This window comes from Stenotrophomonas africana (genome assembly GCF_013004645.1).
GTDB lineage: Bacteria > Pseudomonadota > Gammaproteobacteria > Xanthomonadales > Xanthomonadaceae > Stenotrophomonas > Stenotrophomonas africana.
Genome location: NZ_JABEME010000006.1, coordinates 56,404 through 76,913, shown reverse-complemented (window position 1 = coordinate 76,913; position 20,510 = coordinate 56,404). Strand labels below are relative to the sequence as shown.

Sequence of the window (20,510 nt, the reverse complement as noted above, 5' to 3'; positions counted from 1 at the left end):
GGCATCACCTCATGCCCGCGCAGCACTCTGCGGCGCACATCACCACCCGTAGCATCAAGCCATGCCCAGCCCATCCGCCGATCCCAACGCGCCGCTCGTCGCCATCGTCGCCTGCCACGGCCAGGGGCTGTTCGAGTTCGGCTGCGCGGTCGGCCTGTTCGCACCCGTGCGGCCGGAACTCGGCGTGGCCTGGTACCGCACCCAGCTCTGCGCAGGCGAGCCCGGTGCACTGCGCATGCTCGGTGGTACCCAAGTGCAGCTGCCCTACGCGCTCGATGCCGTCGACGACGCCGACATCATCGTCATCCCCGGTTGGCGCGAACCCAGCGAGCGCCCAGCGCAGGCACTGCTCGATGCGCTCATCCGTGCCCATGCCCGTGGCGCGCGCATCGCCTCGATCTGCTCCGGTGCCTTCGTGCTGGCCTGGGCCGGGCTGCTCGATGGCCGCCAGGCCACCACCCACTGGCGCCTCACCGAAGCGCTGGCACGCGACTTCCCGCGCATTGATGTGCGCGAGGATGTGCTCTATGTGGATACTGGCAGCATCATCACCTCGGCCGGCTCAGCCACCGGCATGGACATGATGCTGCACATGGTGCGCAAGGACTACGGCGCACGCGTGGCCAACCTGGTCGCCGAGCGGCTGGTGCTGGCACCGTGGCGCGATGCCGGGCGCAGCCAGCGCGTCAGCCGCGCGATCCCCAACGGGGAACCGACGCGTCTGGCGAAACTCATGGAGTGGATGCGCCGCAACCTGCGCGAGCCCCATTCACTGGGCAGTCTCGCCGAGCAGGCTGCACTCAGCCAACGCACCTTGCAGCGGCAGTTTCTGGAAGCCACGGGCCTGTCGCCGATCGACTGGCTGATCCGCGAGCGCGTGGCCTTCGCCCGCGAACTGCTGGAAACCACTGACCGGCCGCTGCAGTGGATTGCAGAACAGGCCGGCTTTGGTTCGCAGGAATCCTTCCGACGGCACTTCCGAGGTCAGGTCGCTGCGAGCCCTACCGAGTACCGCAGCCAGCATCGCGGCGGTATTGGCGCGGATCGGCTGGTGGGCTGCTGATCCAACTCAGCGCTCTCCAGCGCCACGTGAGAAAAGGCTCACGGCGGACGGTGGAGACCCACGTATAGTGATGGGCGTCACACGAAGCCCCTTCCATGCTCCACGCATTTGCTTACTCCAGCCACAGGTCGGCTGGGCTTTCCGATGAAACCCTCCGCCAGATCGTCTCGGGCTCTGCCGCGTTCAATCGCCGGGTGGACGTCACCGGAGCGCTGCTCGTCGACGGGCAGCGGTTTTTCCAGTACATCGAAGGCCCGCCCGACGGCCTGGAGGCGGTCAGGCGCCGCATCCATGACAGCCGTTCGCATGCTGCCATCGTGCCGGTACTGGACATGGCGATCAGTACCCGTGCCGTTCCGTACTGGGCCATGACCCACATCGAGACCGGGCAGATCGTGGTGTCCGGCCTGGTCAATGCGCGATGGGACGAGTTTGGCCACTCCGTTCCCGGCATGGATCAGCTCGTCGGCCTGCTGCGTCCGCACTTTCCGCGCATCGGCACCGCCGGTGCACGACGCGCAACCGCCGGATGCACCTGAACCGCCGCCGTGCGCGCGCGGGCCCGCGCGGCCATGTAACCCCTGCGGCCGTCATCATTCAAAGCGTCCTCCCCACGGTCTTCTCCACGCCCACAGCATGTCTCCACCCGCTCATTCATCAACGAACGCACGCGAATTGCCCGCTGACCTGTTCGAAATCGTCGTCATGCGTGCAGGCACGGCCCTGTTCGCGATCGACGTGCGGGCAGCCATCGAAATACGCGGCCCGGAAAGGTTCGGCCCGGTAGATCATCCGGGCAGGCCGACCCTGGAGGTGCGCGGGCAAGCGTTGCCGGTGGCCGACCTGTGCAGCATGAGCGGTCAACCGGCATTCGAGGGTGGATGCCCGGCCATGCTGTTGATCAAGGCAGGCACTTCAACGCTGGCACTGGCTGTTGACGAGGTGCTGCAGATCGAGACGCCAGACGCATCTCCAGACGTATCCGCGCCTGCCCAAGGTCGATCGTTCAACTTCTGCAGCCGCCACGTCCAGATCGATTCCGCACGTTCGGCTGCGCTGATCGAACCGCAGTCGCTGCTGGCTGCACTCGCGGTGCGGGACTGAGGCGCATCTGCTCAAGTTCGCCTGCAAACCGCCTGAAACCGCATGCGCCAGCACTGCGCCGCAAAGCCGATCACAAACGCCACCGCCAACCCCAGCAGCGTCTGCAGCACCACCGGGGACATCGGCGCCGCAGCAATCGGATGCGCTGCCGGCAAGCGGGTCAGCGTTTCATTGACGCCGGGTACCAACGACAGCAGGAAGCTGAAAGACAGCGCGAACGTTGACAGGTAACGCGCTGCGCGCCCCAGCCAGCGCAGCCGGGCGGCCAGCACGCCGCCGAATGCCACCAGCAGCACGATCACCCCAAATGCGTGGCCGGGGTTGATCCCGCCCGTGCTGGACACGGTGAACGACGTGGCCACCGACAGCACCAGTCCGAGCAGGTACAACTTGCCGGAACGTGTGGCTGGGTCGATCGCGCGATGGCGAATGAAGGCATACAGGCCGGCGAACACCGGTACCAGGCTGACTGCCGTGTGGATCACGCCCAAGGGGGACAGAGAGTGCGACATGGAACATCTCCAGAGTTAAATATACCTACTAGTAGGTAGGCTAATGGTTCAAAAAGAAGGCCCACGTCGCCGCAGGCCCCACCACAGTCATGTCAGGCAGTCGCGCTCACCCGCGCAATGGCCAATCGCGCCAGTGCCGCGAACGTCGCCGCATCACCGAAACCGCGCGCGGCCAGCATCGCACCATGCACCGACGACATGAACGCCTTGGCCTCGTCTGCAGGGGAACCCTGCAGGCGCAACTGGCCCTGCGCCGCGCCCTTCTCCAGCGTCACCGTCAGCCACCCGCTCAGATCCTCGAAATGCCCGCGCACCTCATCGGCAATCTCAGCAGGGATCATTGGTGCCTCTGCCGCCAGCATCGCGCAGATGCAGAACGACGACGTGCCGCCCGCAATACAGCTGGACCAGTAATCCACATAGGCGTTGAGCTCCTGCAGCGGGTCGGCCAGCTGCCGGTCCAGCAGCGCCAGGCCTTCGCGCGCCTCGGCCCGGTACAGTTCAACCACCGTGCGCACCAGGTCTGCCTTGCTGGGGAAGTGGTGATGGATGCTGGCCTTGCTGATGTTCACCCGCGCCGAAACGTCCGCATAGCTGAAGCCGTTGTAGCCACCGGCCTCCAGCAGCGTACGGGCGTGGGCCAGGATCTCCTGGGCCTTGGGCGAGAGCGACTCTTTCATGTCGCCAACCTACTAGTAGGTTGACTCGCTGTCAACTTCCCGCTGCTGGGCTCGCCGGGCATGGCCCGGCGCTACCCGCGCCCCGCTCAGTCCTCCTGCACCAGCTTGAACTCGCGAAGCAGCCCGCCGATCTGGGTCTTGTCCAGCTTGTTCATCAGCAGGTTGCGCAGGAACGCTGGCCCGGGAATGTCCAGTTCCTTGCCATCACGCAGGCGTCCGGTCGCGGCCAGCAGCGAGCGCACGTCATACGTGGAATTGAACACCTCCGGCACGCCACGCTCGATCCCCAGCAAGGTGTACACCGCCTCCATCGGCGTGCGCACCGAGTACTCGGTAGTGAAGATGCAGTCGCGCTGTTTCGATTCAGCGAACTGACCGATGAAGGCGAAGTTCACCGCACCTTCCGGCACCACGTCCGGGCGGTCACCTGCCTGGCGTGGCATGAAGAACGCCGTGATGTACGGCATCATCACCGGCACTGTCTTCGCGCCGGTCGCGGCCAGCTCATCGATCTCTTCCACCGGCACGCCCAGGTGATACAGCCATTCCCGGGTGATCTCCTCGCCGGTGCAGTCCTGCATCGGCTTCTTCACGTAGTCGCCGGGCGTATCCACAAACAGCGAGTACACCCAGACCACGATCTGGTCCCTGGGCTGGTTCTTGAAATGCGGCTGACGGTTCACCGTCCAGCTCATCAGCCAGCGCGAGTCACGCACGCTGACGATGCCGCCGGTCACTACCTTGCCACTGAACGGATCGCGCTTGGCGATCTTCTGGATGTAGGCCGGAATGCGTGCATCCAGCGTGGTCACCGTTGCCGATTCCCACTTGGTTTCCGGAATGTGCGCGCCGAACACATCCGGACGCCCGAACGCGGCATCCTTCGCGGCAATGCGTCGCCACAGGTCCCAGGCAGGCGCCGGGCCTTCGTTCAGGCGCGCTGCGGTGTGGTGATCGCCGTTGTCCGAATTCTCGGTCAGCGAACCGATGGTCATGAACAGCAGATCATCCTTGCCGAGATCCACGCCACCGGCTACACCGTCATGCATCCAATGGATGCGCGTGGCCTGCTTGCGGTCCGGCTGCAGATCGAAGTCGACGTCGGTCACTTCGGTGCCGTACTGGAACACCACGCCCTGCTCCTGCAACCATTTCACCAACGGCAGCACCAGCGATTCGTACTGGTTGTACCTGGTGAACTTCAACGCCGAGAAATCCGGCAGGCCGCCGATGTGGTGGATGAAGCGATGCAGGTACAGCTTCATCTCCAGCGCTGAATGCCATTCCTCGAACGCGAACATGGTGCGCCAGTACAGCCAGAAATTGCTGTCCAGGAAGTCGCGGCCCAGCACTTCGTTGATGCGCTTGTTCTCCATCTCCTGCCGGGTGGCCAGGAACAGCGCGATGATGTCCTTCTGTGCCTGTTCGCTCAGGGTAAACAACCCATCGGTGTGTGCATCTTCGCCGCGATTGATGGTGGCGCGCTGCAGCGAATAGTTCGGGTCGTCCTTGTTCAACCAGTAGAACTCGTCCAGCACGCTGGCATCTTCAATCTCCAGCGATGGAATCGAGCGAAACAGGTCCCACAGGCACTCGAAATGATCTTCCATCTCGCGGCCGCCGCGGATCACAAAGCCCTTTTCCGGCACCTTCAGGCCATCCAGCGCGCCGCCGGGAATCTGCTGCTGTTCAACAATGGTGATGCGCTCACCGGCCATGCGCCCATCACGCACCAGGAACGCGGCGCCAGCCAGCGAGGCCAGACCCGAACCGACGAACCATGCGCGCTTGTCATCGACACCGGCGGGCTTGCGCGGGCGCGCGAAGGCTTCGTAATTGCCACTGCTGTAGTACATGCGTTGCTCCTTCCTGGAGGGGGATCGTTCCCACTCTAGCGCCGAACCGATGTACCGCATGCTTCAGCCCGCCTGCGACCCAGTGACGCAGGCGCGTGGAGACCCATGCTTCGACCGGTCATCAACCGCGTGGCGCATCCCTTTCGCTAATGAACCAGCGCTGGAACCCCTCGATGGCATCGGGCATCAACGCGCGGGCGCGTTCGCAGACCACCGCTTCGGCATCGTGCATCGCGCTGATCGCATCCGGCTGCGCACACAACGCCATCGCCACATCCGACGCGTCCAGCATCGCCAGGTTCACGCCCACGCCCACCGGCGGCATCAGATGCGCCGCATCGCCGATCAGGGTCACACCATCGCGCGGGGGCCAGTGGAAATCCGCCGGCAGGCTGTAGATCGGGCGCCGCACGAAGTCCGTGCAAGCCTCCAGCACGCGCCGAAGATTCGGGGCCCACCCGGCATAGCGGCCTGTCACCAGCGTACGCATGCCGTGCTGCGCGATCTGCGCATCGAGCCACTCGGAAGAGCACTTCAGCGCCGCATAGACGCAGAGTCGATCGCGGCTGTTGCGCTGCACGAACAGGGCCTCCTCGCCGCCAAAGCAGAACAGGCTGCCCTGCCCGACCATCGCTGCGATGTCCGCTGCTGGCCGCTCGATCCAACCCTCGAAAAACGTAATGCCGGTGGGCAGCGGCTGGCACGCACTCAAGGCCGCGCGCACTTTCGACCACGCGCCATCGGCACCGATCACGATGTCCGCCTCGCGCTGCACGCCGTTGGCGAAACGCAGGCTGTGGCCGTTCGCCTGCGCAGGGACCAGCTCGGTCAGGCTGTGGCCCCACTGCACCGTTTCCGCCGGCAGCGCGTCCAGCAGCAGCTGGCGCAGGTCGCCGCGGTCGATCTCCGGCTTGTCCTTGCTCCCCTCCGGCCCGAACCCGCCGATGGTGATCTCCCCGGACCACGGGTCGCCCATCCGCGCCTCCTGCCCCTCATGCCGTGCGACCGCACGGAAGGCCTCCAGCAGGCCCGCGCGCCGCAGTGCCACCTGCCCGGAATCGTCGTGCAGATCCAGCGTGCCGCCTTGTGTGCGCTGCTGCCCGGATGCTTCGCCCTCGTACACGCTCACGCGGTGACCGCCGCGATGCAGGATGAGCGCAGCGGTCAGGCCAGCGGGGCCTGCGCCGATGACGGCGATGCGGGGAGGGTGCTGCATGGCGCAATCCATGTGAGTTGATACGTCAACCGTAGATCGGGCGGGTTGACATGTCAACCTTCTCGCGGCAACGTTCGGCCATGACCTCCCCCAGCATCACACCCGACGAATGGGCCGCCTGGCGCGGCTTCCGGCGCATGGCCGAGATCACCTCCGGCCGCATCGTCCAGGACATCACCCGCAGCACCGGGCTCTCAAGGGCCGACTTCATCGTGCTGATGGAGCTGAACCAGTCCAAGGATCGCTGCCGCCGTCAGCGCGAACTGCTGGACTACCTGGAATGGGACAAGACGCGCCTCTCGCACCAGCTGACCCGCATGGCCGGCCGTGGCCTGATCGAACGCGATACCGACAGCGAAAACGTCGTAGTGATCCGCATGACCGCAGAAGGTCACGCGCAGCTGCGCGCGGCACGGCCGGTGCACGCTGCCGGTGTCCGCCGGTATTTTCTCGACCATCTCTCCGCCGATGATCGTGCCGCATTGCAGCGGATCACCGACACACTGCATGCCGCCCTTCAGGACGCGGAGAACTGAAGCATCGCCCCACCGGGATGCTGGCCAGCGGCCGGCACTACCAGGGCCGGAAGTCCCTGGGCCGGATTTGACATGCAGGTATTTACCTGCATATAGTCCACTCAAGGGCGGCGCCTGCCGGCCCATCGCGAGGAACCTGCAATGGTGGATATCGCACACAGGGTCGGCATCAAGGCCCCCGCAAGCCAGGTGTACCAGGCGCTGGCAACCCCCGAAGGCGTGGCCGGATGGTGGGCCGACGACATCCATGGCGACCGCGAGGTCGGCGGCACGGTCAAGGCGCGTTTCACGAACAACGGCCAGGAGATCGGCGCCATGGAAATGAAGCTGGAACAGCTCATTCCTGGCGAGCTGGTGCTCTGGAAGTTCCTGGCTGGCCCCGCCGAATGGATCGGCACCCATGTGCGCTTCAAACTCAAACAGGAAGGCGACTACTGCATCGTGCTGTTCACCCACGAAGGCTGGAAGGAACACGTCGAGTTCACCTCCCACTGCAGCACCAAGTGGGCGGTGTTCCTGATGAGCCTGAAGGCACTGCTGGAAAACGGCAAGGGCCAGCCCAACCCACACGACGTCAGGATCGACAACTGGAACTGAAGACGCCCCGCATGAATGCAGACAAGGTGTTCAAGGCCCTGGCCGATCCCACGCGCCGCACGCTGCTGGACCTGCTCTGCGAAGACAACGGCCAGACCCTCGGTCAGCTGTGCGAGCACCTGGACATGGCCCGGCAATCGGTCACCCAGCACCTTGGCCTGTTGGAAGACGCGAACCTGATCAGCACCGTGCGCCGTGGTCGCGAAAAGCTGCACTTCATCAACCCGGTGCCACTGCATGAAGTCTATGAGCGCTGGGTACGCAAGTTCGAGCAGCAGCGCCTGAGCCTGCTGCATGACCTGAAACGCGAACTGGAAGGAGAATGACGATGTCCGCAGAGTCCACCCGCTTCATCCACGTGATCTATATCGCGTCCACGCCACAGAAGGTGTTCGAGGCCATCACCCGCCCCGAGATCGCCAGCCGCTATTGGGGCCACGAGAACGTATCGGACTGGAAGCCCGGCTCGCGCTGGCAGCACGTGCGCGCCAACGAAACACGATCGGTCGAGCTGGTCGGCGAAGTGGTGGAAAGCACGCCACCCTCGCGGCTGGTCATCACCTGGGCCGCCGCCTCGCAGGCCGACAACCCGGATGCCTACAGCCGCGTCACCTTCGACATCGTGCCCTACCAGGACATGGTGCGGCTGACCGTCACCCACGACGCACTGGAACCCGGCAGCGGCATGGATACCGGCATCCGCCAGGGCTGGCCGATCGTGCTGTCGAGCCTGAAGTCGCTGCTGGAGACGGGCAAGGGGTTGGATGTGTTCGCGAAGCCGAGATGAGCAGAATAGATTCACCAGAATCAGACATCGCCAATCATTGACCACAGACCATGGAACTAGCCTTCGCGAATCTCATTCGCGACTATCAGAAGCAAGTATCGTACGCAGTAAAGATTCTGAGAGAATCTGGCATTGAAATGCCATATAGCAGCCACGAGTGGACCCTTCGGAACGATCCCCGAGAGGGAAAGCTCGTCGGAGGTGTGAGCTACCAAAGGCATGGCCGCGGAATCTGGCTGGATCTACCTGACGGACAAGTTGATTTTGACTTTGGAGATCAAGGAGAGACCACTGGATTTGACAGATGGCGTCTTGAATGCTTCTTGGACAGCAGGCGCGATGCCTACCCAACCTCGACTCGCCCCGAGCTCGGAGTATGGCTGAAAGATGGGATCATCAAAGGTGAACTAATTCAAGCCCCCTATGGCCTGTATTACGTTGCAGACATTGCAATCAGCAAGAGCCAGGATGTAAATCGAATCCTGACGGATGGCTGTGGCCTGCCCCACCAGTCTCAGGACAGGATACTAACCCTGCACTCTGAATGCTTTCTCTCGGCCGACGTGATGCTCGGACACTACAATTCAACCGTCCGTTACGCAGAGAAGCATAATGGACTGAGCCGATTGAAGAGAATAGGACTCCGCGTCTACCTGCTGTCATGGCTGGGATATCTGCACTCAACAATGGAAGGCATTCAGTCGATCGGGGTAAGACTACTACTTCAGAGAAGGCGCCATCACTCTTTTCAGGAAGTGATTCCGCTGCTAGACGAACTGAACAGCCTATTCAAGAAGCACGCTAATTCCCTAAGAATTCTGCGAAACAATGTCTTCCATCTACTCACTGATGCCAAGGCTCTAGAAGCGTTTTTCTCGCAGGATGGTCAAAGATTGAGATGGGCAATGGAGCTACATCGTCAACTTGCAGAGTTCTTCTCAAATTACAGAATAACGGCCGAGGTGTACTACTTGGAAACCGGAAGAATGGCAGAGAGTGTAGTGAGGAGCGTGGCTCGGGAGCGAAAACGACGTAGATCAACTACCATGCCTGCTTCAGAAAAATAGGTCGCAATCGAGGCTCCCTATTTTTTCATTTCGCCAATCTGCGCGCACGCCCATAACTGCCATGCACATCCTGCTTGATCCAATCGGCCAGCAGGCGCAGATAGCCGTCGGTGATCCGCGTCGACACGCGGTTGCCCTCGGCATCGGTACGGAACTCGACCATGCCGTGATCGGTATCCGGGAACAGGTAGGTCTCGATCGGCTGCCCCGACGCGCGCAGGCGCGACAGGATCGAACGCGTGGCGGCAATCGGCGCGGCGCGGTCCTGCTCGGCCAGCACCCACAGCAACGGTACCTTCAGGCGGCGCAGCGCGGCCTCGGCGTCGTAGTCCCAGATCAGCTCCAGGTTGTCGAAGCGCGCGCGGCCGATCCGACGCAGGTCGGCGTCACTCATGCGCAGCATGTCACCGCTGTATTCGCCTCTGATCGTCCTTGCCCACGGTGCGGCACCGATCTGCGTACGCGCCTTCGCCAGCGCCTCGAACCCTTCATTGAAATGCGTGCGCATCAACTGCGCGGTCGCACCTGAAAGCTGTCTGACCTGCACCACCGCCGCCGCATCCAACTGCATGCGCTGTGCCTCATCGAACAACTGCTCGCGGTCCTCCTGGATGGGCGACACCACCAGCCCGAAACCGATCGCCACGAAATCCGCCTGCGAGCGCGTCGCCGCCAACGGTGCGATCCACCCGCCCTGGCTGCCACCGAAGTAGCCGGCCCGGCCGAAACGCCCCGCTGCCAGCGCGCGCGCCTTCGTCAGTGCCGCCGCCGCGTCGTCAGCCAGCAGCTCGAAGTTCTGCGTGTACTCGCCTTCCGAATCGCCGGTGCCACGCTTCTGGTAGGCGAACACTGAAATTCCCTGCGCCACCAGCATCCGCTGGTAGATCGCCGCCACCGCCATCGTGCGTTCCGAGCCGTGCACCAGCACCACCAGCGGCCGCGTCGGATCGGCCGGGCCGGCCGGCTCGATCAACTGCCCAACCAGCGTGGTTCCCGCACTGATGAAGGTTGTCTCGGTATCGCGGGTCGGCAGTCGCTGCCAGCGCTGCGTGGCGCCGGCACGCGACCTGAAGCTGACCACATCGCCGCTGCAGCTCACCGGTGCGTTGGCATCGCCGGTGGCGCCACGTCGCCCGTCCAGCATCAGATAGCGCTGCCCCGTGGCCGGTGCCGCAGCGGGTGCGCCCAGCACCACGATGCTGCCCTGCCCGTCACCGTAGGCGCTGGCCGTGCACAGCTCGGCGGCTGCAGCCGGCAGACCCGAACACACCAGCACCGCGGTCAACAACGAACGATTCTTCCACCCTGCCATGCCCTTCCCCGTTGCAGTGAACCCGCGTTGCGCAGGCGCCGGGCGCAGCCTAACGCGTCCATTCGCCAGATTCATGCTGCAACCGCTCGCCGTCGCTCCCCTTCCACGGCCATACTGGGCGGACGATACGGACTTCAGAGCGCACCATGCACACCCATCTCGAACAGATCGGCAGCACCCGCATCCTGCGCAGCGCCGATACAGGCCCCCAGCTGGATGGCAACGCCCTGCGCGACCTGGTCGGCGATGCCCTCGGGCACCAGGCCGAGTGGATCGCCGTGCCGGTGCAGCGCCTCTCTCCAGACTTCTTCGAGCTGCGCTCCGGCATGGCCGGGCAGTGGCTGCAGATGCTGGTGAACTACCGCCTGCGCTTCGCCGTACTGGGCGACGTCAGTGCCTACCGCGCGCAGAGCGAATCCCTGGACGCGTGGATCACCGAATGCAACCGCGGGCACAACGGCTGCTTCGTGGCCGACTGGGACGCCCTGCTGGCTCACCTGCCGGCCCCCGCCAGCGCCGGCTGAACGCCGCCCGCACGCCGCCCGCACGCTCACCCTCGCCAGACCCGGTTCCGACCCCGCTCCGACGCCCGCCACCACAGCATCGCCCACAGGCATCCTTGGCGACGTTCGATGAGTGCTTCAGACGCAGACTCCCTGCACAGCAAAGTGGCGGCGATCACCCTCGGTTTCTGGGTGATGAAGATCGCCGCCACCACCCTCGGCGAGACCGCCGGAGACCTGCTGTCGATGACGCTCAACCTGGGCTACGTGGCCAGCTCGGTCATCCTGCTGACGATCTTCGCCGGCCTGCTGGGCATGCAGTTGTCGGCACGGCGCTTCCACCCGGTGCTGTTCTGGTCGGTGGTGCTGGCGACCAGCACCGCCGGCACGACCCTGTCGGACCTGATCGACCGCACCCTGGGGCTGGGCTACGCCACCGGCGCCAGCCTGCTGGCCGGCTGCCTGGCGCTGGTGCTGCTGGCCTGGCGCATGTCGGAAAAGTCGATCTCGGTCAGCAACATCGCATCGCGCCGCGCCGAAGGCTTCTATTGGACCGCCGTGCTGTTCTCCAACACGCTCGGCACCGCGCTGGGCGATTTCCTCGCCGACGACTCCGGGCTCGGCTTCACCGGTGGCGCGCTGCTGATCGGCAGCCTCATCGCGCTCACCGCACTGGCCAGCCGCATCAAGGGCATCGACCGGGTCATCCTGTTCTGGATCGCCTTCGTACTCACCCGCCCGTTTGGCGCCACTTTCGGCGACCTGCTCACCAAGCCGCTGGAAAAGGGCGGCCTGGGCTTCGGCACGGTAGGCTCGTCGCTGGTGCTGTTCACCATTCTCGCCACGCTGGTGGCATTGCCCATGCTGCAGCGTAAAGCACAGCCAGCCAGCTAGCGCGCCGTCCAGCCCCCATCCACCGGCAGCGCCATGCCGGTAATCTGCGCAGCGGCGTCCGAGGCCAGGAACACCACCATTTGTCCCAGCTGCTCAGGCGTCACGAACTGCAACGACGGCTGCTTTTCAGCCAGCAGCGCACGCGCGGCGGTCTCCTGATCCGTGCCTTCGCGCTCGGCCAACGCGGTGATCTGCCGCTCGACCAGCGCCGTCCGCACCCAGCCCGGGCAGATGGCATTGGCGGTGATGCCGGTGCCCGCATTCTCCAGTGCGGTCACCTTGGTGAACCCCACCACGCCATGCTTGGCCGCCACATAGGCCGACTTGTTCACCGAGCCCACCAGGCCGTGCACGGATGCGATGTTGATGATGCGGCCGGCGCCCTGCTGCTTCATGTGCGGCAAGGCCGCCGCCGTTGCATGGAACACCGCCGAGAGATTCAGCGCGAGGATCGCATCCCACTTGTCGACCGGAAATTCCTCGATCGGCGCGGTGTGCTGGATGCCCGCGTTGTTTACCAGGATGTCGATGCGACCCATCGTCGCGACGGCATGCTCAATCATCCGGCGCACTGCCTCGCCACGGGAAAGATCGGCGCCGTCATGCGCCACGCGCACGCCGAACTCGGTTTCCAGCTTGGAACGGATGCGTTCGATCTCCGCCGCATCGCCGAAGCCATTCAGCACGATATCGGCGCCTTGCCGCGCCAGCGCGGTGGCAATGCCAAGACCGATACCACTGCTGGAGCCGGTGACCACCGCGACCTTTCCACTGAACATGGGTGAGCTTCCATCAAGTACAGGCAACCAGTGTAGCCCCGCAGATCCACGCCACACGTGACTGCCGCGCTTCCAGTAGATCCACGCCATGCGTGGATGCTCTGCCTCAACGTCGCCTAAACTAGATGATCCCAAGGACCGAGGTCGCTCAGGCACTCCGCCTGATGTCGCAAATGACATTGGACCCACCAAGGAATGTGCGGATACTCTTGAATCCGCATGGATATTCCAAAGAGGTAGAGGTGGCAGCCATGGATTTCCCGTCCCCGCCTGTTCCGGCGAAGCTCCGGGAAATGCTTACGGACTATCCGAGGCATATCGAGATGTTGCAGGAAGCGCTCAATTCGGTTAACAACAGAACCATGGAGTCTCTACCGCCATTTGAGGATGCAGTGTGGAAGCTGGAGGATTGTCTCGACAGCTTTATCAATGACGCTCAGGCTGAGCTGACGGCAGCCAAGGCATCGGGTGATGCTGAATTGATTTCTGCGACTGACGAGAAATTCAAGCTGATGTTCCAAGCGCGATCCGGCAATGGCGGAATGAAAGGTCTCCATGAACTTCGCGATTATTTCAAGACATCGGAGAAACGGCGCTAGGTGGAGCCGCATCTGCAGTTGAGACCCGCAGGTCATTTCGCCCGCATCTCTGATGTCATCCTTCCGGAAAGCCGTTCTGACCAAATCACAAGCCAGCTGATGCCTCATGCCTTCATTCTTACGGAGTAGACATGACCCAGATGAAGGAGAATTGATCCGTACCGTTGAGTTTGAGCTTCCCGAGCCGGAATGCTGAACGTCAGCGATATGGGGGCTACTTCTTGGCCAAAGACCGAGGCACGTGAATGCTCTTGTGGTGGCCGGCCAGCGCTGACAAGCGCGAAAAGCAACCGAATAGGTGTCGACTATGCTTCAAGCCCTCCCACCAGTCCCGGCCAAGCTCCGCGAAATGCTTAAGGACTATCCCGAGCATATCGAAAGACTGCAGGAAGTCCTAAATCGATCGGTTGATCGATCTCGCAAGATCCCACTCATGCCTTTCGATGACGCAATCTGGGCACTGGAAGCACGACTGGAGACATTCATCTTCGAAGCGCGTGACGAGTTGGCCGCTGCCAGGGCTGCAGGCGACCCGAAAGCCATTGCCCAGGCTCAAGAAAAGGAAAGGCTCATGTCCTTTGCGAAGTCCGGCAATATCGGCATGGCTCACCTCGACGATCTTTGGGAGTACTTCGATGGCAGTCAGATGGGTGTCTAACGGCGCCTTCCAATAGTCGATTGGCTAGGGCATTGAACTCATCACTCCAAGTACTGATACTCCTTAACGTGTCAAACCGCTGAACAGGTATCGACCATGCCTCAATCCCACCCTCCCGTTCCAGCGAAGCTCCGGGAAATGCTCAAAGACTACCCGGATCATATCGAACAACTACAGCAGGCCCTCAACTCTGTAAAGAACAGAAGAATAAAGTCCACCCCTCCTTTTGAGGCCGCAGTCTGGGCTTTGGAAGACAAGCTTGATGGGTTCATCCGCGAAGCTCGCATTGAGCTTGCCGATGCCGAAGCGTCTAACAACCCGCAGGCCGTTGTCCGGGCCAAGGCAAAGGAACAGCTGATGTTCACCTCCTCCCTCAAGCGCCATTGGCTGGGAGATGAATCGCTTCACGCATTTTTTGAGACTACTGAGAAATGAGCGCTCCGGACAGCCGCCTGGATCATGAAACTCATGCTCGGCTGCTCCAAGAGAAGGTGATCCCCAATGGTGGCGTGAATGAAACCAGTTCTCAGATTCACCCCAAGGCAGTCGTTCTAGCTGGCCAGCCGGGAGCAGGCAAGAGCAAAGTGAGCGGGGCGCTTCTTCGCGAATTCGACGGAGATGTGGTGCTAGTTGACCCCGACGAACTGCGTAGGACGCACTCCGAGTTTGTAAGTCTAAGTCAACAGCATCCTTACACATGGGCGGGCCACACCCACGAAGACGCCAGCCAATGGGCAAAAGAGCTGCGATCGGCAGCAATCGGTGGGCGTAGAAATCTCATCCTCGATACCACGCTCGGCAACGGTGATAGCGCGGTCACACTGATCAAGGACCTTCAGGCCAAAGGCTACGACGTAGAGATTCGAGGCGTCGTCGCGCACCGACTGGAAAGCGAACTTGGCGTGGATGCCCGCTTTGCGGACTCTTTGGATAGCGCCGGCTTCGGCCGCTACGTCCCCGAAGACGTGCGCAAACACGTTTACGATGCCCTGCCCGGCAATCTGGACAAGGTCCAGGCCGAGACCGGCATCCAGATTCGACTCTACGGACGCGAAGGCGTTCAGGTCTACGACAGCCATAGCGATACCCGTCTACCGGGCGCAGCGCTGGAAGCCGAACGCGAGGCTCGACTGAAAGACCCTCGAATCACCCAATCATTGCGCGATGGCTGGCGCGCACAAGGCCGCTGGCACGCCGAGCTTGGGGACACCCTGCCCCTCAACGACAAGATCAGTCCACCAACAGCGGCAGCCGTTCTCGATGAGCGAGCAACGCTCAAGGTTGTTGAAGGCATTACGCCCAACATCCAGGAAGCACGCGGCATCGACCACACCATCCGCGTGCGTCCAAACATGGTGCGGGGCGCTGTCATCGGTGGCGTCGCCGCGACGGTCGTTGAAGCCGCCACGGAAGGAACAAAGATTGCCGACCTGTACGCGCGCGACAACCGAACGGGCGCGGAAGCCGCGCTGCTGGACTTCGGAGCACGCAGCGTCGGCGGTTGGACCGGCGCGGCAGTGGGCGCCAAGGTCGGTACGCTGCTGGGCATCGAGTCCGGCCCCGGCGCCATTGTTACCGGCATCATCGGTGGCGGGTTAGGCGCCTGGGGTGGCAGTGAGATCGTCGATTGGATCGAGAAGTACCAGATCAACAATCAGGCCGACAGCACCGGTAGGGTCTGGACGTTTGACCCGGCGCATCCCGAGAATGGCTGGACACACAGCGAACGGGAGATCGTAGGCACCGTCGGTACCCTGGCCGATCGCCCGATCTACGGCGCGACCACGCTGCTCACGGCCGACGCCGAATTGACCCAGCAACTGAACTACCAGGCCTCAAGCCGGGCCGTCGGGCTGCGGCTGTCCGAGCCTGATCAACCGATCAATCCCTTCAGCATTGCCGGCGACGCCAGCGATACACCCAGCGCCCTTCCGCGCTCCTGGGAGCGCAACCCGGAGACCGGCGAATGGCGGCGCGAGGTCGTCCATCAGGTCCTCGAGCACGGCATCAAAAACACCACGGTCGAAGTAGCCGACGCCACCAAGGCTGCCCAGCTTGATGAAGCTGCACAGGGCATCATGGCCTTCAATGCCGCCCGCAGCTCGGCGGCCTTTGCCAAGCAGTATGAGGAGGCCTACACCGCACAGGGCTGGTCCCAGTACGGAGCTATTCCTGATGAAGTGATCTGGGCCCGTGAGCATCCCGATCACGTACTCGCCTCCGACGGACGCACCTATCAGCAACAGGGCGACGGCGAATGGCTGCATGACGGCTGGATCTACGATTCGCTGGCCGAGGGCAACATCCGCGACGAGTTGAACCGAACCTACCCGCAGATCCGCGCCATCCAACAGATGGAGGCGCCCGTACCCGGCGCCCACGAACGCAGTATCGAGGCACTGACCGTCAACGAACGCGAAGCCCGCGACCAGGCCATGCAGGAAGCCAATCGACTGGGTGTCGCTGCACCGCAAGCGCAGCAGGTTGCCGCCGCTGCCGTGGCTGAGGTTCGCGGCGAGCACGCCGAAGAACGGCTGACGCGACAAGCCGTGATCGATGCGCACAGCGTTGAACGCGCTGCACTGTCGCCCAACGCACCACCCTTGGTGCAGGAGCATCGCGCACCTGCGCCTGCAGCGCCGACGCCTTCGGATCGTGTGGAATCCGTGCAGGAACCGGCTCGCCGCGAAGCACCACGACGGGAGCCGATCGCGGCCGCTGCAACGCAACCTGCACCGGATGAGTCAAGCGAGCGGCAAGCGCACACCGAGGCAAATCCTCCTGCGCACCCGATGCCGGCAGCCCCCGTGCCGTCACCCGGCATTCCCTCCCCTGAGCGATCTCCCGCACAGCCAGAAGTGAGTGCATCATCTACGTCGGATGTCGGGCACCCCGCTCCTGCGCAGGAGCCCGTTGCAACTGACACCCACTCCCCCACCCCGTCGATCCAGACCGAAGTGGCTGAAGCCGCGCCGGTTACTGCTCGTCTCCACGAAGCCGAAGCAACACCAGCGCCAGTCCAGCTTGAGCCAGACGTTCCAGCCCCCCTCGCAGCAGCCGAGCCCGCTGTGTCCCCGCTGATAACAGACGCCGCGCCCAAGGTCTCGGAGCACGAGCCTCCTCACGCGCCACCACCCGTGGAAGCACCGGCGGCACCACCCTCAAGCGCAACGGCCCAGCAAGAGCCCGAAGCGCCGCCAGCCCCCCTGCTACCCAACCAGCCTGAGCATCCCGATCACGCCCTCTACCAGCAGGTGCGCACAGGCGTAGCCACATTAGATGCAAAGCACGGCCGCACGTTCGACGAAGCCAGCGAGCGCATGACTGCCAGCTTGCTGGTGCTCGCCAAGGACAACGACCTGGATCGCGTGGACCACGTACTGCTGAGCAACGCCACCGCGGACAAACCCGCCGGTCATACTCTGTTCGTCGTACAGGGCGAGCCCAGCGACCCCGCACACCAGCGCGCTGCGATGCCGACCGAACTGGCCGCACAGACCTCAGTCGAAGAATCAATGCAGCAGTTCGACGCCGTCAGCCGCGAAGCGCATCAGCGCGCCATCGCCAACCAACTGGAGCAGCAGCTGGAAGATCAGCGCGTGCAGCAGGATATCCAGATCCGTGCCGCCAGCATGGGCTGAGTGGGTGAGACACGCGCGAAATCATTCACAACAACCCGCCCTCCTGGCCCCTCTGTTTGCCAATCGGTGCCACTGCTATCGCCGCACAATCAAAAGAACAGACCGGCCCGATCAACGGTCGCCAGCGGATTGGCCTTCCGCACCGCCTCCAGGAACAGCAGGAAATCGCGGTTGAACAGCGTCAGGTTGTTGGTGAACGTCACGCACTTTCTGCCCGACGCTTTGCTGAAGCACACCCGCCAGACATAGCGTGAATAGATGACGTCGGACGTTCGTGTGACTGAGGTGATCTGCGAAAGCGGAACCGCCGTGGGCACCGGCCCACGCCGCAGGTAGAAGGATTCTGTATCAAAGAAATAGTGCTCGCGATCCTCTTTTCCATCCACCATCACCAAGGTCATGGACCTGCCGGAAATCCTGCGCGGGGCATGCAAATGCAGCCCCGATTTCACGTACGAGCGAGCAGTTGCTGACATCCGCCGAAGGGTGAACCAGAGGATCACCAACGGAAGGGCCGCGAGGACAATGAAACCTACAGTCTTCAAAACAGTTTCCAGCGTGCTGGGCACACAGATCTCCAGGATGAACTTTCAGGCGATACCCAAGTAGATCCACGTCACGCGTGGATGGCTCTCCCCCAACGCCCTTTCACTTCCAGTGATCCGGCCCCAGGAACGGCAGGCTCAACACAAACACCGGAACCGCCACAGGGATCAACGCCGCGCCGAGCACCTTGCCCGCCGCCGAACCCACACCCGGCTTGTCCTCCCTCTCCGGCAGGATCCGCTGCGCCCGCGCATTGATCGGCTGTGCCAGCTTCCCCTTCTCCGCCAGCGCCGCAGCATCCGGCAACTGCACCCGCTCGCCTTCGCCCTCGAACAGCGCGCTGTAATAGCTGCCGCCCTTCCTTGAAAGATTGCAGGCGCGGTCAAACGCCAGCGCGTAGCGGGTCCGGTCCATCGGCAGGTAGTAGCGCGACCGCTCCTCCACGGCCTTGGCCTCACGCGGGAGTACCTCAATCCGCTCCAGCTTGAACTGCGCGGCCTGTTCCGCCGTCACCTGCTCCGGCCGCAGCAGCAGCGCATAGCTGCCGTGCACCTTGGACTTGTTAGCCGGGTCGCGCCAATCCTCATGGAAGTACATCTGCGCGCAGGCCACCGCCTCGCGCAGCGGGCTGTCCATCAGCGCGCGGTACTCGCGGAACGGCGCGGCATTGAAGCGCATCGGCTCGTCATAGCGCGGCAACAGGTACAGCTGGCCGTCGTCGGCCACGAACGCACTGGTGATCTCGCGGCTTGAGGCGTGCTCCTCCGGGCCACTGGCACAGCCGGACAGCAGGCCAAGGCACAGGGCGGAGAAGGTGAAGAGGATGGACGTTCGCATGTCGTGTTGGTGGGCTTCCCTGGGAAAACGGCCCCGGCCGGAAGGACGAGGCCAGCCCATCATGGTGCCATGCCGGCCTTGCCCTGCCCAATCAAACTGCTGGAGATCGAGCGGGTTCAAGCCGCTGGCGCTGGTCGGCGTGATATATTGAGTGCGCCTGGACATGCATGTTCAGTGACGTTCCTGGATCAGTCTGGAACGAGCGCCACAGGCATATCCCCGTTCGGCCTTTCCGTAGCGCGTTGGGATTATCCAATCACCAGCGCGCCAGATTGCTCCTTGGTTGGCGAAATGAACCAGTGGCTGGGGCCATGCGTCTTGGCCAACGGCCAGAGCAGCCACTCGGCATGCCTTTGAAGAATCGCCGCGATATATACCGCATTTCAAGCGTGCCGATTACGGCATCTGCCGGGCGGCATCGCCGTGAGGCGATGCCCATCTCAGTTTCAATTCTGGTTGGTGGTGCCCGTATTGTGTTGTTACGGCGCGGTGCACCGTCCCGCTGCAGCAGCGCCTGATGGACTCAAGAGGCACTCTGGCGTTCCGCATTGGTGGGGTTGCAGGCCATCACTCTTTCGCCCTGGACCGACGCCAGCGGCATCGCGATTGCTGCCATGTCTGTCGCAATTGCCAAGCACTTTGCCCCGCTACTGGGGAACCGATGAAGAAGAAAGCCCACTCTTGAAAGGAGAACGCGCAAATGAACGCTGATGATGTGAAGACCATGCCGGTGATGGACCCGCTCGCCAACCAACACATAGATGGATCGAGTGCATCCAGACGCACCATCTACGTAGACCTTGATGGTGTCATGGCCGACTTCGACGCGGCATTCCCCGCCGTGTTTGGCCTGGACCACCGCGTGCTTGCCGACGATGAAATGTGGGGGCACATCAACAACCACCCGTCATTCTTCCGCGACCTTCCGCCGATGCAAGGTGCAGTGGAGTTTTTCCACAGCATCCACCACTTGAACCCGGTGATTCTCACGGCCTGCCCGAAATCAAACTATCCGCTCGCTGCCATCCAGAAGCGGCTGTGGGTTCGCGAACACCTGTCAGCGACCTGCCTGGTGCTGCCTGTGCTTGGCGGGAGGCACAAGCCGCTCTTCATGCACCAGCCGGGCGATGTTCTGATCGATGATTTCAAAGAGAACTGTGATGCCTGGACAGCGGCCGGAGGCGTAGCAATCAGGCACGCCGGCGATTGGACCGCGACGCGTCACGCGCTTTCCCAGATTGAAGATCTGTCAGGAGCAGCGCTCGCGAAGGGCTGATGCCCTCTCTGCCGACCACGTTGAGACTTCCATAGTCAGGCCGAGGC

The 20,510-nt window shown here is 63.0% G+C and carries 23 protein-coding genes; 15 read left to right on the top strand and 8 right to left on the bottom strand.

What is annotated here, in order from left to right; translation table 11 throughout:
• The first annotated feature begins 61 nt into the window (after window positions 1-61).
• The 3 genes from ftrA (at window position 62) to HLA98_RS12145 (ending at window position 2,167) form a co-directional block, all read left to right on the top strand.
• Complete coding sequence (gene ftrA / locus HLA98_RS12155; protein ID WP_057501478.1) at window positions 62-1,063, top strand: transcriptional regulator FtrA; 1,002 nt, start codon at window positions 62-64, stop codon at window positions 1,061-1,063.
• Between the two features lie 95 nt (window positions 1,064-1,158).
• Window positions 1,159-1,602: a BLUF domain-containing protein gene (locus tag HLA98_RS12150; RefSeq protein WP_057501477.1), complete on the top strand. Its 444-nt coding sequence runs from the start codon at window positions 1,159-1,161 to the stop codon at window positions 1,600-1,602.
• 136 nt (window positions 1,603-1,738) lie between these two features.
• Window positions 1,739-2,167 (top strand): chemotaxis protein CheW, encoded by a 429-nt coding sequence (locus HLA98_RS12145; protein ID WP_232015540.1) that lies wholly within the window; start codon window positions 1,739-1,741, stop codon window positions 2,165-2,167.
• 11 nt (window positions 2,168-2,178) lie between these two features.
• On the opposite strand, the gene HLA98_RS12140 is transcribed toward HLA98_RS12145, so the two are convergent.
• The 4 genes from HLA98_RS12140 to HLA98_RS12125 all read right to left on the bottom strand — a co-directional run bounded on the left by HLA98_RS12140 (window position 2,179) and on the right by HLA98_RS12125 (window position 6,431).
• Window positions 2,179-2,679, bottom strand: coding sequence for a hypothetical protein (locus HLA98_RS12140; protein ID WP_057501475.1), 501 nt, complete (start codon window positions 2,677-2,679; stop codon window positions 2,179-2,181).
• A gap of 92 nt (window positions 2,680-2,771) precedes the next feature.
• Window positions 2,772-3,359 carry a TetR/AcrR family transcriptional regulator gene (locus tag HLA98_RS12135; protein ID WP_057501474.1) on the bottom strand — a complete coding sequence of 196 codons (588 nt, stop codon included), beginning with the start codon at window positions 3,357-3,359 and terminating at the stop codon, window positions 2,772-2,774.
• Window positions 3,360-3,445: 86 nt separating this feature from the next.
• Entirely contained in the window at window positions 3,446-5,215 is a 1,770-nt protein-coding gene (locus tag HLA98_RS12130) for an oleate hydratase (RefSeq protein ID WP_057501473.1), read from the bottom strand.
• 121 nt (window positions 5,216-5,336) lie between these two features.
• Complete coding sequence (locus HLA98_RS12125) at window positions 5,337-6,431, bottom strand: FAD-dependent oxidoreductase (RefSeq protein WP_057501472.1); 1,095 nt, start codon at window positions 6,429-6,431, stop codon at window positions 5,337-5,339.
• Window positions 6,432-6,511: 80 nt separating this feature from the next.
• Here HLA98_RS12125 and HLA98_RS12120 point away from each other — a divergent pair, with 80 nt between their 5' ends.
• The 5 genes from HLA98_RS12120 (at window position 6,512) to HLA98_RS12100 (ending at window position 9,418) form a co-directional block, all read left to right on the top strand.
• Complete coding sequence (locus HLA98_RS12120; protein WP_057501471.1) at window positions 6,512-6,967, top strand: MarR family winged helix-turn-helix transcriptional regulator; 456 nt, start codon at window positions 6,512-6,514, stop codon at window positions 6,965-6,967.
• A gap of 141 nt (window positions 6,968-7,108) precedes the next feature.
• Complete coding sequence (locus HLA98_RS12115; protein ID WP_057501470.1) at window positions 7,109-7,564, top strand: SRPBCC family protein; 456 nt, start codon at window positions 7,109-7,111, stop codon at window positions 7,562-7,564.
• A gap of 11 nt (window positions 7,565-7,575) precedes the next feature.
• The gene (locus HLA98_RS12110) at window positions 7,576-7,890 is read left to right on the top strand and encodes an ArsR/SmtB family transcription factor (RefSeq protein ID WP_005416268.1); all 315 of its coding nucleotides are present in this window, start codon (window positions 7,576-7,578) and stop codon (window positions 7,888-7,890) included.
• A 2-nt stretch (window positions 7,891-7,892) separates the two neighbouring features.
• Window positions 7,893-8,351: an SRPBCC family protein gene (locus tag HLA98_RS12105; RefSeq protein ID WP_057501469.1), complete on the top strand. Its 459-nt coding sequence runs from the start codon at window positions 7,893-7,895 to the stop codon at window positions 8,349-8,351.
• Between the two features lie 50 nt (window positions 8,352-8,401).
• The gene (locus HLA98_RS12100; protein ID WP_129550535.1) at window positions 8,402-9,418 is read left to right on the top strand and encodes a DUF6896 domain-containing protein; all 1,017 of its coding nucleotides are present in this window, start codon (window positions 8,402-8,404) and stop codon (window positions 9,416-9,418) included.
• A gap of 25 nt (window positions 9,419-9,443) precedes the next feature.
• Here the strand turns inward: HLA98_RS12100 and HLA98_RS12095 are convergent, their stop codons facing one another.
• Window positions 9,444-10,730, bottom strand: a complete 1,287-nt coding sequence (locus tag HLA98_RS12095) for an alpha/beta hydrolase family protein (RefSeq protein WP_057501468.1) — start codon at window positions 10,728-10,730, stop codon at window positions 9,444-9,446.
• Between the two features lie 146 nt (window positions 10,731-10,876).
• On the opposite strand from HLA98_RS12095, the gene HLA98_RS12090 reads away from it, so the two are divergent.
• On the top strand, window positions 10,877-11,254 hold the full coding sequence (locus tag HLA98_RS12090) for a DUF4180 domain-containing protein (RefSeq protein WP_057501467.1): 378 nt from the start codon (window positions 10,877-10,879) through the stop codon (window positions 11,252-11,254).
• A gap of 108 nt (window positions 11,255-11,362) precedes the next feature.
• Complete coding sequence (locus HLA98_RS12085) at window positions 11,363-12,127, top strand: COG4705 family protein (RefSeq protein WP_057501466.1); 765 nt, start codon at window positions 11,363-11,365, stop codon at window positions 12,125-12,127.
• On the opposite strand, the gene HLA98_RS12080 is transcribed toward HLA98_RS12085, so the two are convergent.
• Entirely contained in the window at window positions 12,124-12,906 is a 783-nt protein-coding gene (locus HLA98_RS12080) for a 3-hydroxybutyrate dehydrogenase (protein ID WP_057501465.1), read from the bottom strand. The two genes, HLA98_RS12085 and HLA98_RS12080, sit on opposite strands and share 4 nt — an antisense overlap.
• Window positions 12,907-13,157: 251 nt before the next feature.
• Here HLA98_RS12080 and HLA98_RS12075 point away from each other — a divergent pair, with 251 nt between their 5' ends.
• From HLA98_RS12075 to HLA98_RS12060, 4 genes are all read left to right on the top strand, one after another.
• Window positions 13,158-13,505 carry a hypothetical protein gene (locus HLA98_RS12075; RefSeq protein ID WP_232015541.1) on the top strand — a complete coding sequence of 116 codons (348 nt, stop codon included), beginning with the start codon at window positions 13,158-13,160 and terminating at the stop codon, window positions 13,503-13,505.
• Between the two features lie 433 nt (window positions 13,506-13,938).
• The gene (locus tag HLA98_RS12070) at window positions 13,939-14,163 is read left to right on the top strand and encodes a hypothetical protein (RefSeq protein ID WP_232015542.1); all 225 of its coding nucleotides are present in this window, start codon (window positions 13,939-13,941) and stop codon (window positions 14,161-14,163) included.
• Between the two features lie 138 nt (window positions 14,164-14,301).
• On the top strand, window positions 14,302-14,598 hold the full coding sequence (locus HLA98_RS12065) for a hypothetical protein (RefSeq protein ID WP_057501464.1): 297 nt from the start codon (window positions 14,302-14,304) through the stop codon (window positions 14,596-14,598).
• On the top strand, window positions 14,595-17,804 hold the full coding sequence (locus tag HLA98_RS12060; RefSeq protein ID WP_057501463.1) for a zeta toxin family protein: 3,210 nt from the start codon (window positions 14,595-14,597) through the stop codon (window positions 17,802-17,804). Before HLA98_RS12065 ends, HLA98_RS12060 begins: the two co-directional genes overlap by 4 nt.
• An 89-nt stretch (window positions 17,805-17,893) precedes the next feature.
• Here the strand turns inward: HLA98_RS12060 and HLA98_RS12055 are convergent, their stop codons facing one another.
• Window positions 17,894-18,373, bottom strand: a complete 480-nt coding sequence (locus tag HLA98_RS12055; RefSeq protein ID WP_232015543.1) for a hypothetical protein — start codon at window positions 18,371-18,373, stop codon at window positions 17,894-17,896.
• A gap of 79 nt (window positions 18,374-18,452) precedes the next feature.
• A complete protein-coding gene (locus HLA98_RS12050) occupies window positions 18,453-19,187 on the bottom strand; it encodes a hypothetical protein (RefSeq protein ID WP_057501460.1) in 735 nt (244 codons plus the stop codon).
• A 700-nt stretch (window positions 19,188-19,887) separates the two neighbouring features.
• Between HLA98_RS12050 and HLA98_RS12045 the strand changes: the two genes are divergently transcribed.
• On the top strand, window positions 19,888-20,463 hold the full coding sequence (locus tag HLA98_RS12045; protein WP_057501459.1) for a 5' nucleotidase, NT5C type: 576 nt from the start codon (window positions 19,888-19,890) through the stop codon (window positions 20,461-20,463).
• The last annotated feature ends 47 nt before the right edge of the window (window positions 20,464-20,510 follow it).

Bases quoted from the DNA above. Each gene is read 5' to 3' on its own strand.
- HLA98_RS12085 (WP_057501466.1), top strand. From the start codon at position 11,363: ATGAGTGCTTCAGACGCAGACTCCCTGCACAGCAAAGTGGCGGCGATC.
- HLA98_RS12060 (WP_057501463.1), top strand. From the start codon at position 14,595: ATGAGCGCTCCGGACAGCCGCCTGGATCATGAAACTCATGCTCGGCTG.
- HLA98_RS12115 (WP_057501470.1), top strand. From the start codon at position 7,109: ATGGTGGATATCGCACACAGGGTCGGCATCAAGGCCCCCGCAAGCCAG.
- HLA98_RS12125 (WP_057501472.1), bottom strand. From the start codon at position 6,431: ATGCAGCACCCTCCCCGCATCGCCGTCATCGGCGCAGGCCCCGCTGGC.
- HLA98_RS12100 (WP_129550535.1), top strand. From the start codon at position 8,402: ATGGAACTAGCCTTCGCGAATCTCATTCGCGACTATCAGAAGCAAGTA.
- HLA98_RS12135 (WP_057501474.1), bottom strand. From the start codon at position 3,359: ATGAAAGAGTCGCTCTCGCCCAAGGCCCAGGAGATCCTGGCCCACGCC.
- HLA98_RS12150 (WP_057501477.1), top strand. From the start codon at position 1,159: ATGCTCCACGCATTTGCTTACTCCAGCCACAGGTCGGCTGGGCTTTCC.
- ftrA (WP_057501478.1), top strand. From the start codon at position 62: ATGCCCAGCCCATCCGCCGATCCCAACGCGCCGCTCGTCGCCATCGTC.
- HLA98_RS12105 (WP_057501469.1), top strand. From the start codon at position 7,893: ATGTCCGCAGAGTCCACCCGCTTCATCCACGTGATCTATATCGCGTCC.
- HLA98_RS12090 (WP_057501467.1), top strand. From the start codon at position 10,877: ATGCACACCCATCTCGAACAGATCGGCAGCACCCGCATCCTGCGCAGC.
- HLA98_RS12070 (WP_232015542.1), top strand. From the start codon at position 13,939: ATGCCTTTCGATGACGCAATCTGGGCACTGGAAGCACGACTGGAGACA.
- HLA98_RS12110 (WP_005416268.1), top strand. From the start codon at position 7,576: ATGAATGCAGACAAGGTGTTCAAGGCCCTGGCCGATCCCACGCGCCGC.
- HLA98_RS12050 (WP_057501460.1), bottom strand. From the start codon at position 19,187: ATGCGAACGTCCATCCTCTTCACCTTCTCCGCCCTGTGCCTTGGCCTG.
- HLA98_RS12130 (WP_057501473.1), bottom strand. From the start codon at position 5,215: ATGTACTACAGCAGTGGCAATTACGAAGCCTTCGCGCGCCCGCGCAAG.
- HLA98_RS12140 (WP_057501475.1), bottom strand. From the start codon at position 2,679: ATGTCGCACTCTCTGTCCCCCTTGGGCGTGATCCACACGGCAGTCAGC.
- HLA98_RS12045 (WP_057501459.1), top strand. From the start codon at position 19,888: ATGAACGCTGATGATGTGAAGACCATGCCGGTGATGGACCCGCTCGCC.
- HLA98_RS12080 (WP_057501465.1), bottom strand. From the start codon at position 12,906: ATGTTCAGTGGAAAGGTCGCGGTGGTCACCGGCTCCAGCAGTGGTATC.
- HLA98_RS12065 (WP_057501464.1), top strand. From the start codon at position 14,302: ATGCTCAAAGACTACCCGGATCATATCGAACAACTACAGCAGGCCCTC.
- HLA98_RS12075 (WP_232015541.1), top strand. From the start codon at position 13,158: ATGGATTTCCCGTCCCCGCCTGTTCCGGCGAAGCTCCGGGAAATGCTT.
- HLA98_RS12120 (WP_057501471.1), top strand. From the start codon at position 6,512: ATGACCTCCCCCAGCATCACACCCGACGAATGGGCCGCCTGGCGCGGC.
- HLA98_RS12095 (WP_057501468.1), bottom strand. From the start codon at position 10,730: ATGGCAGGGTGGAAGAATCGTTCGTTGTTGACCGCGGTGCTGGTGTGT.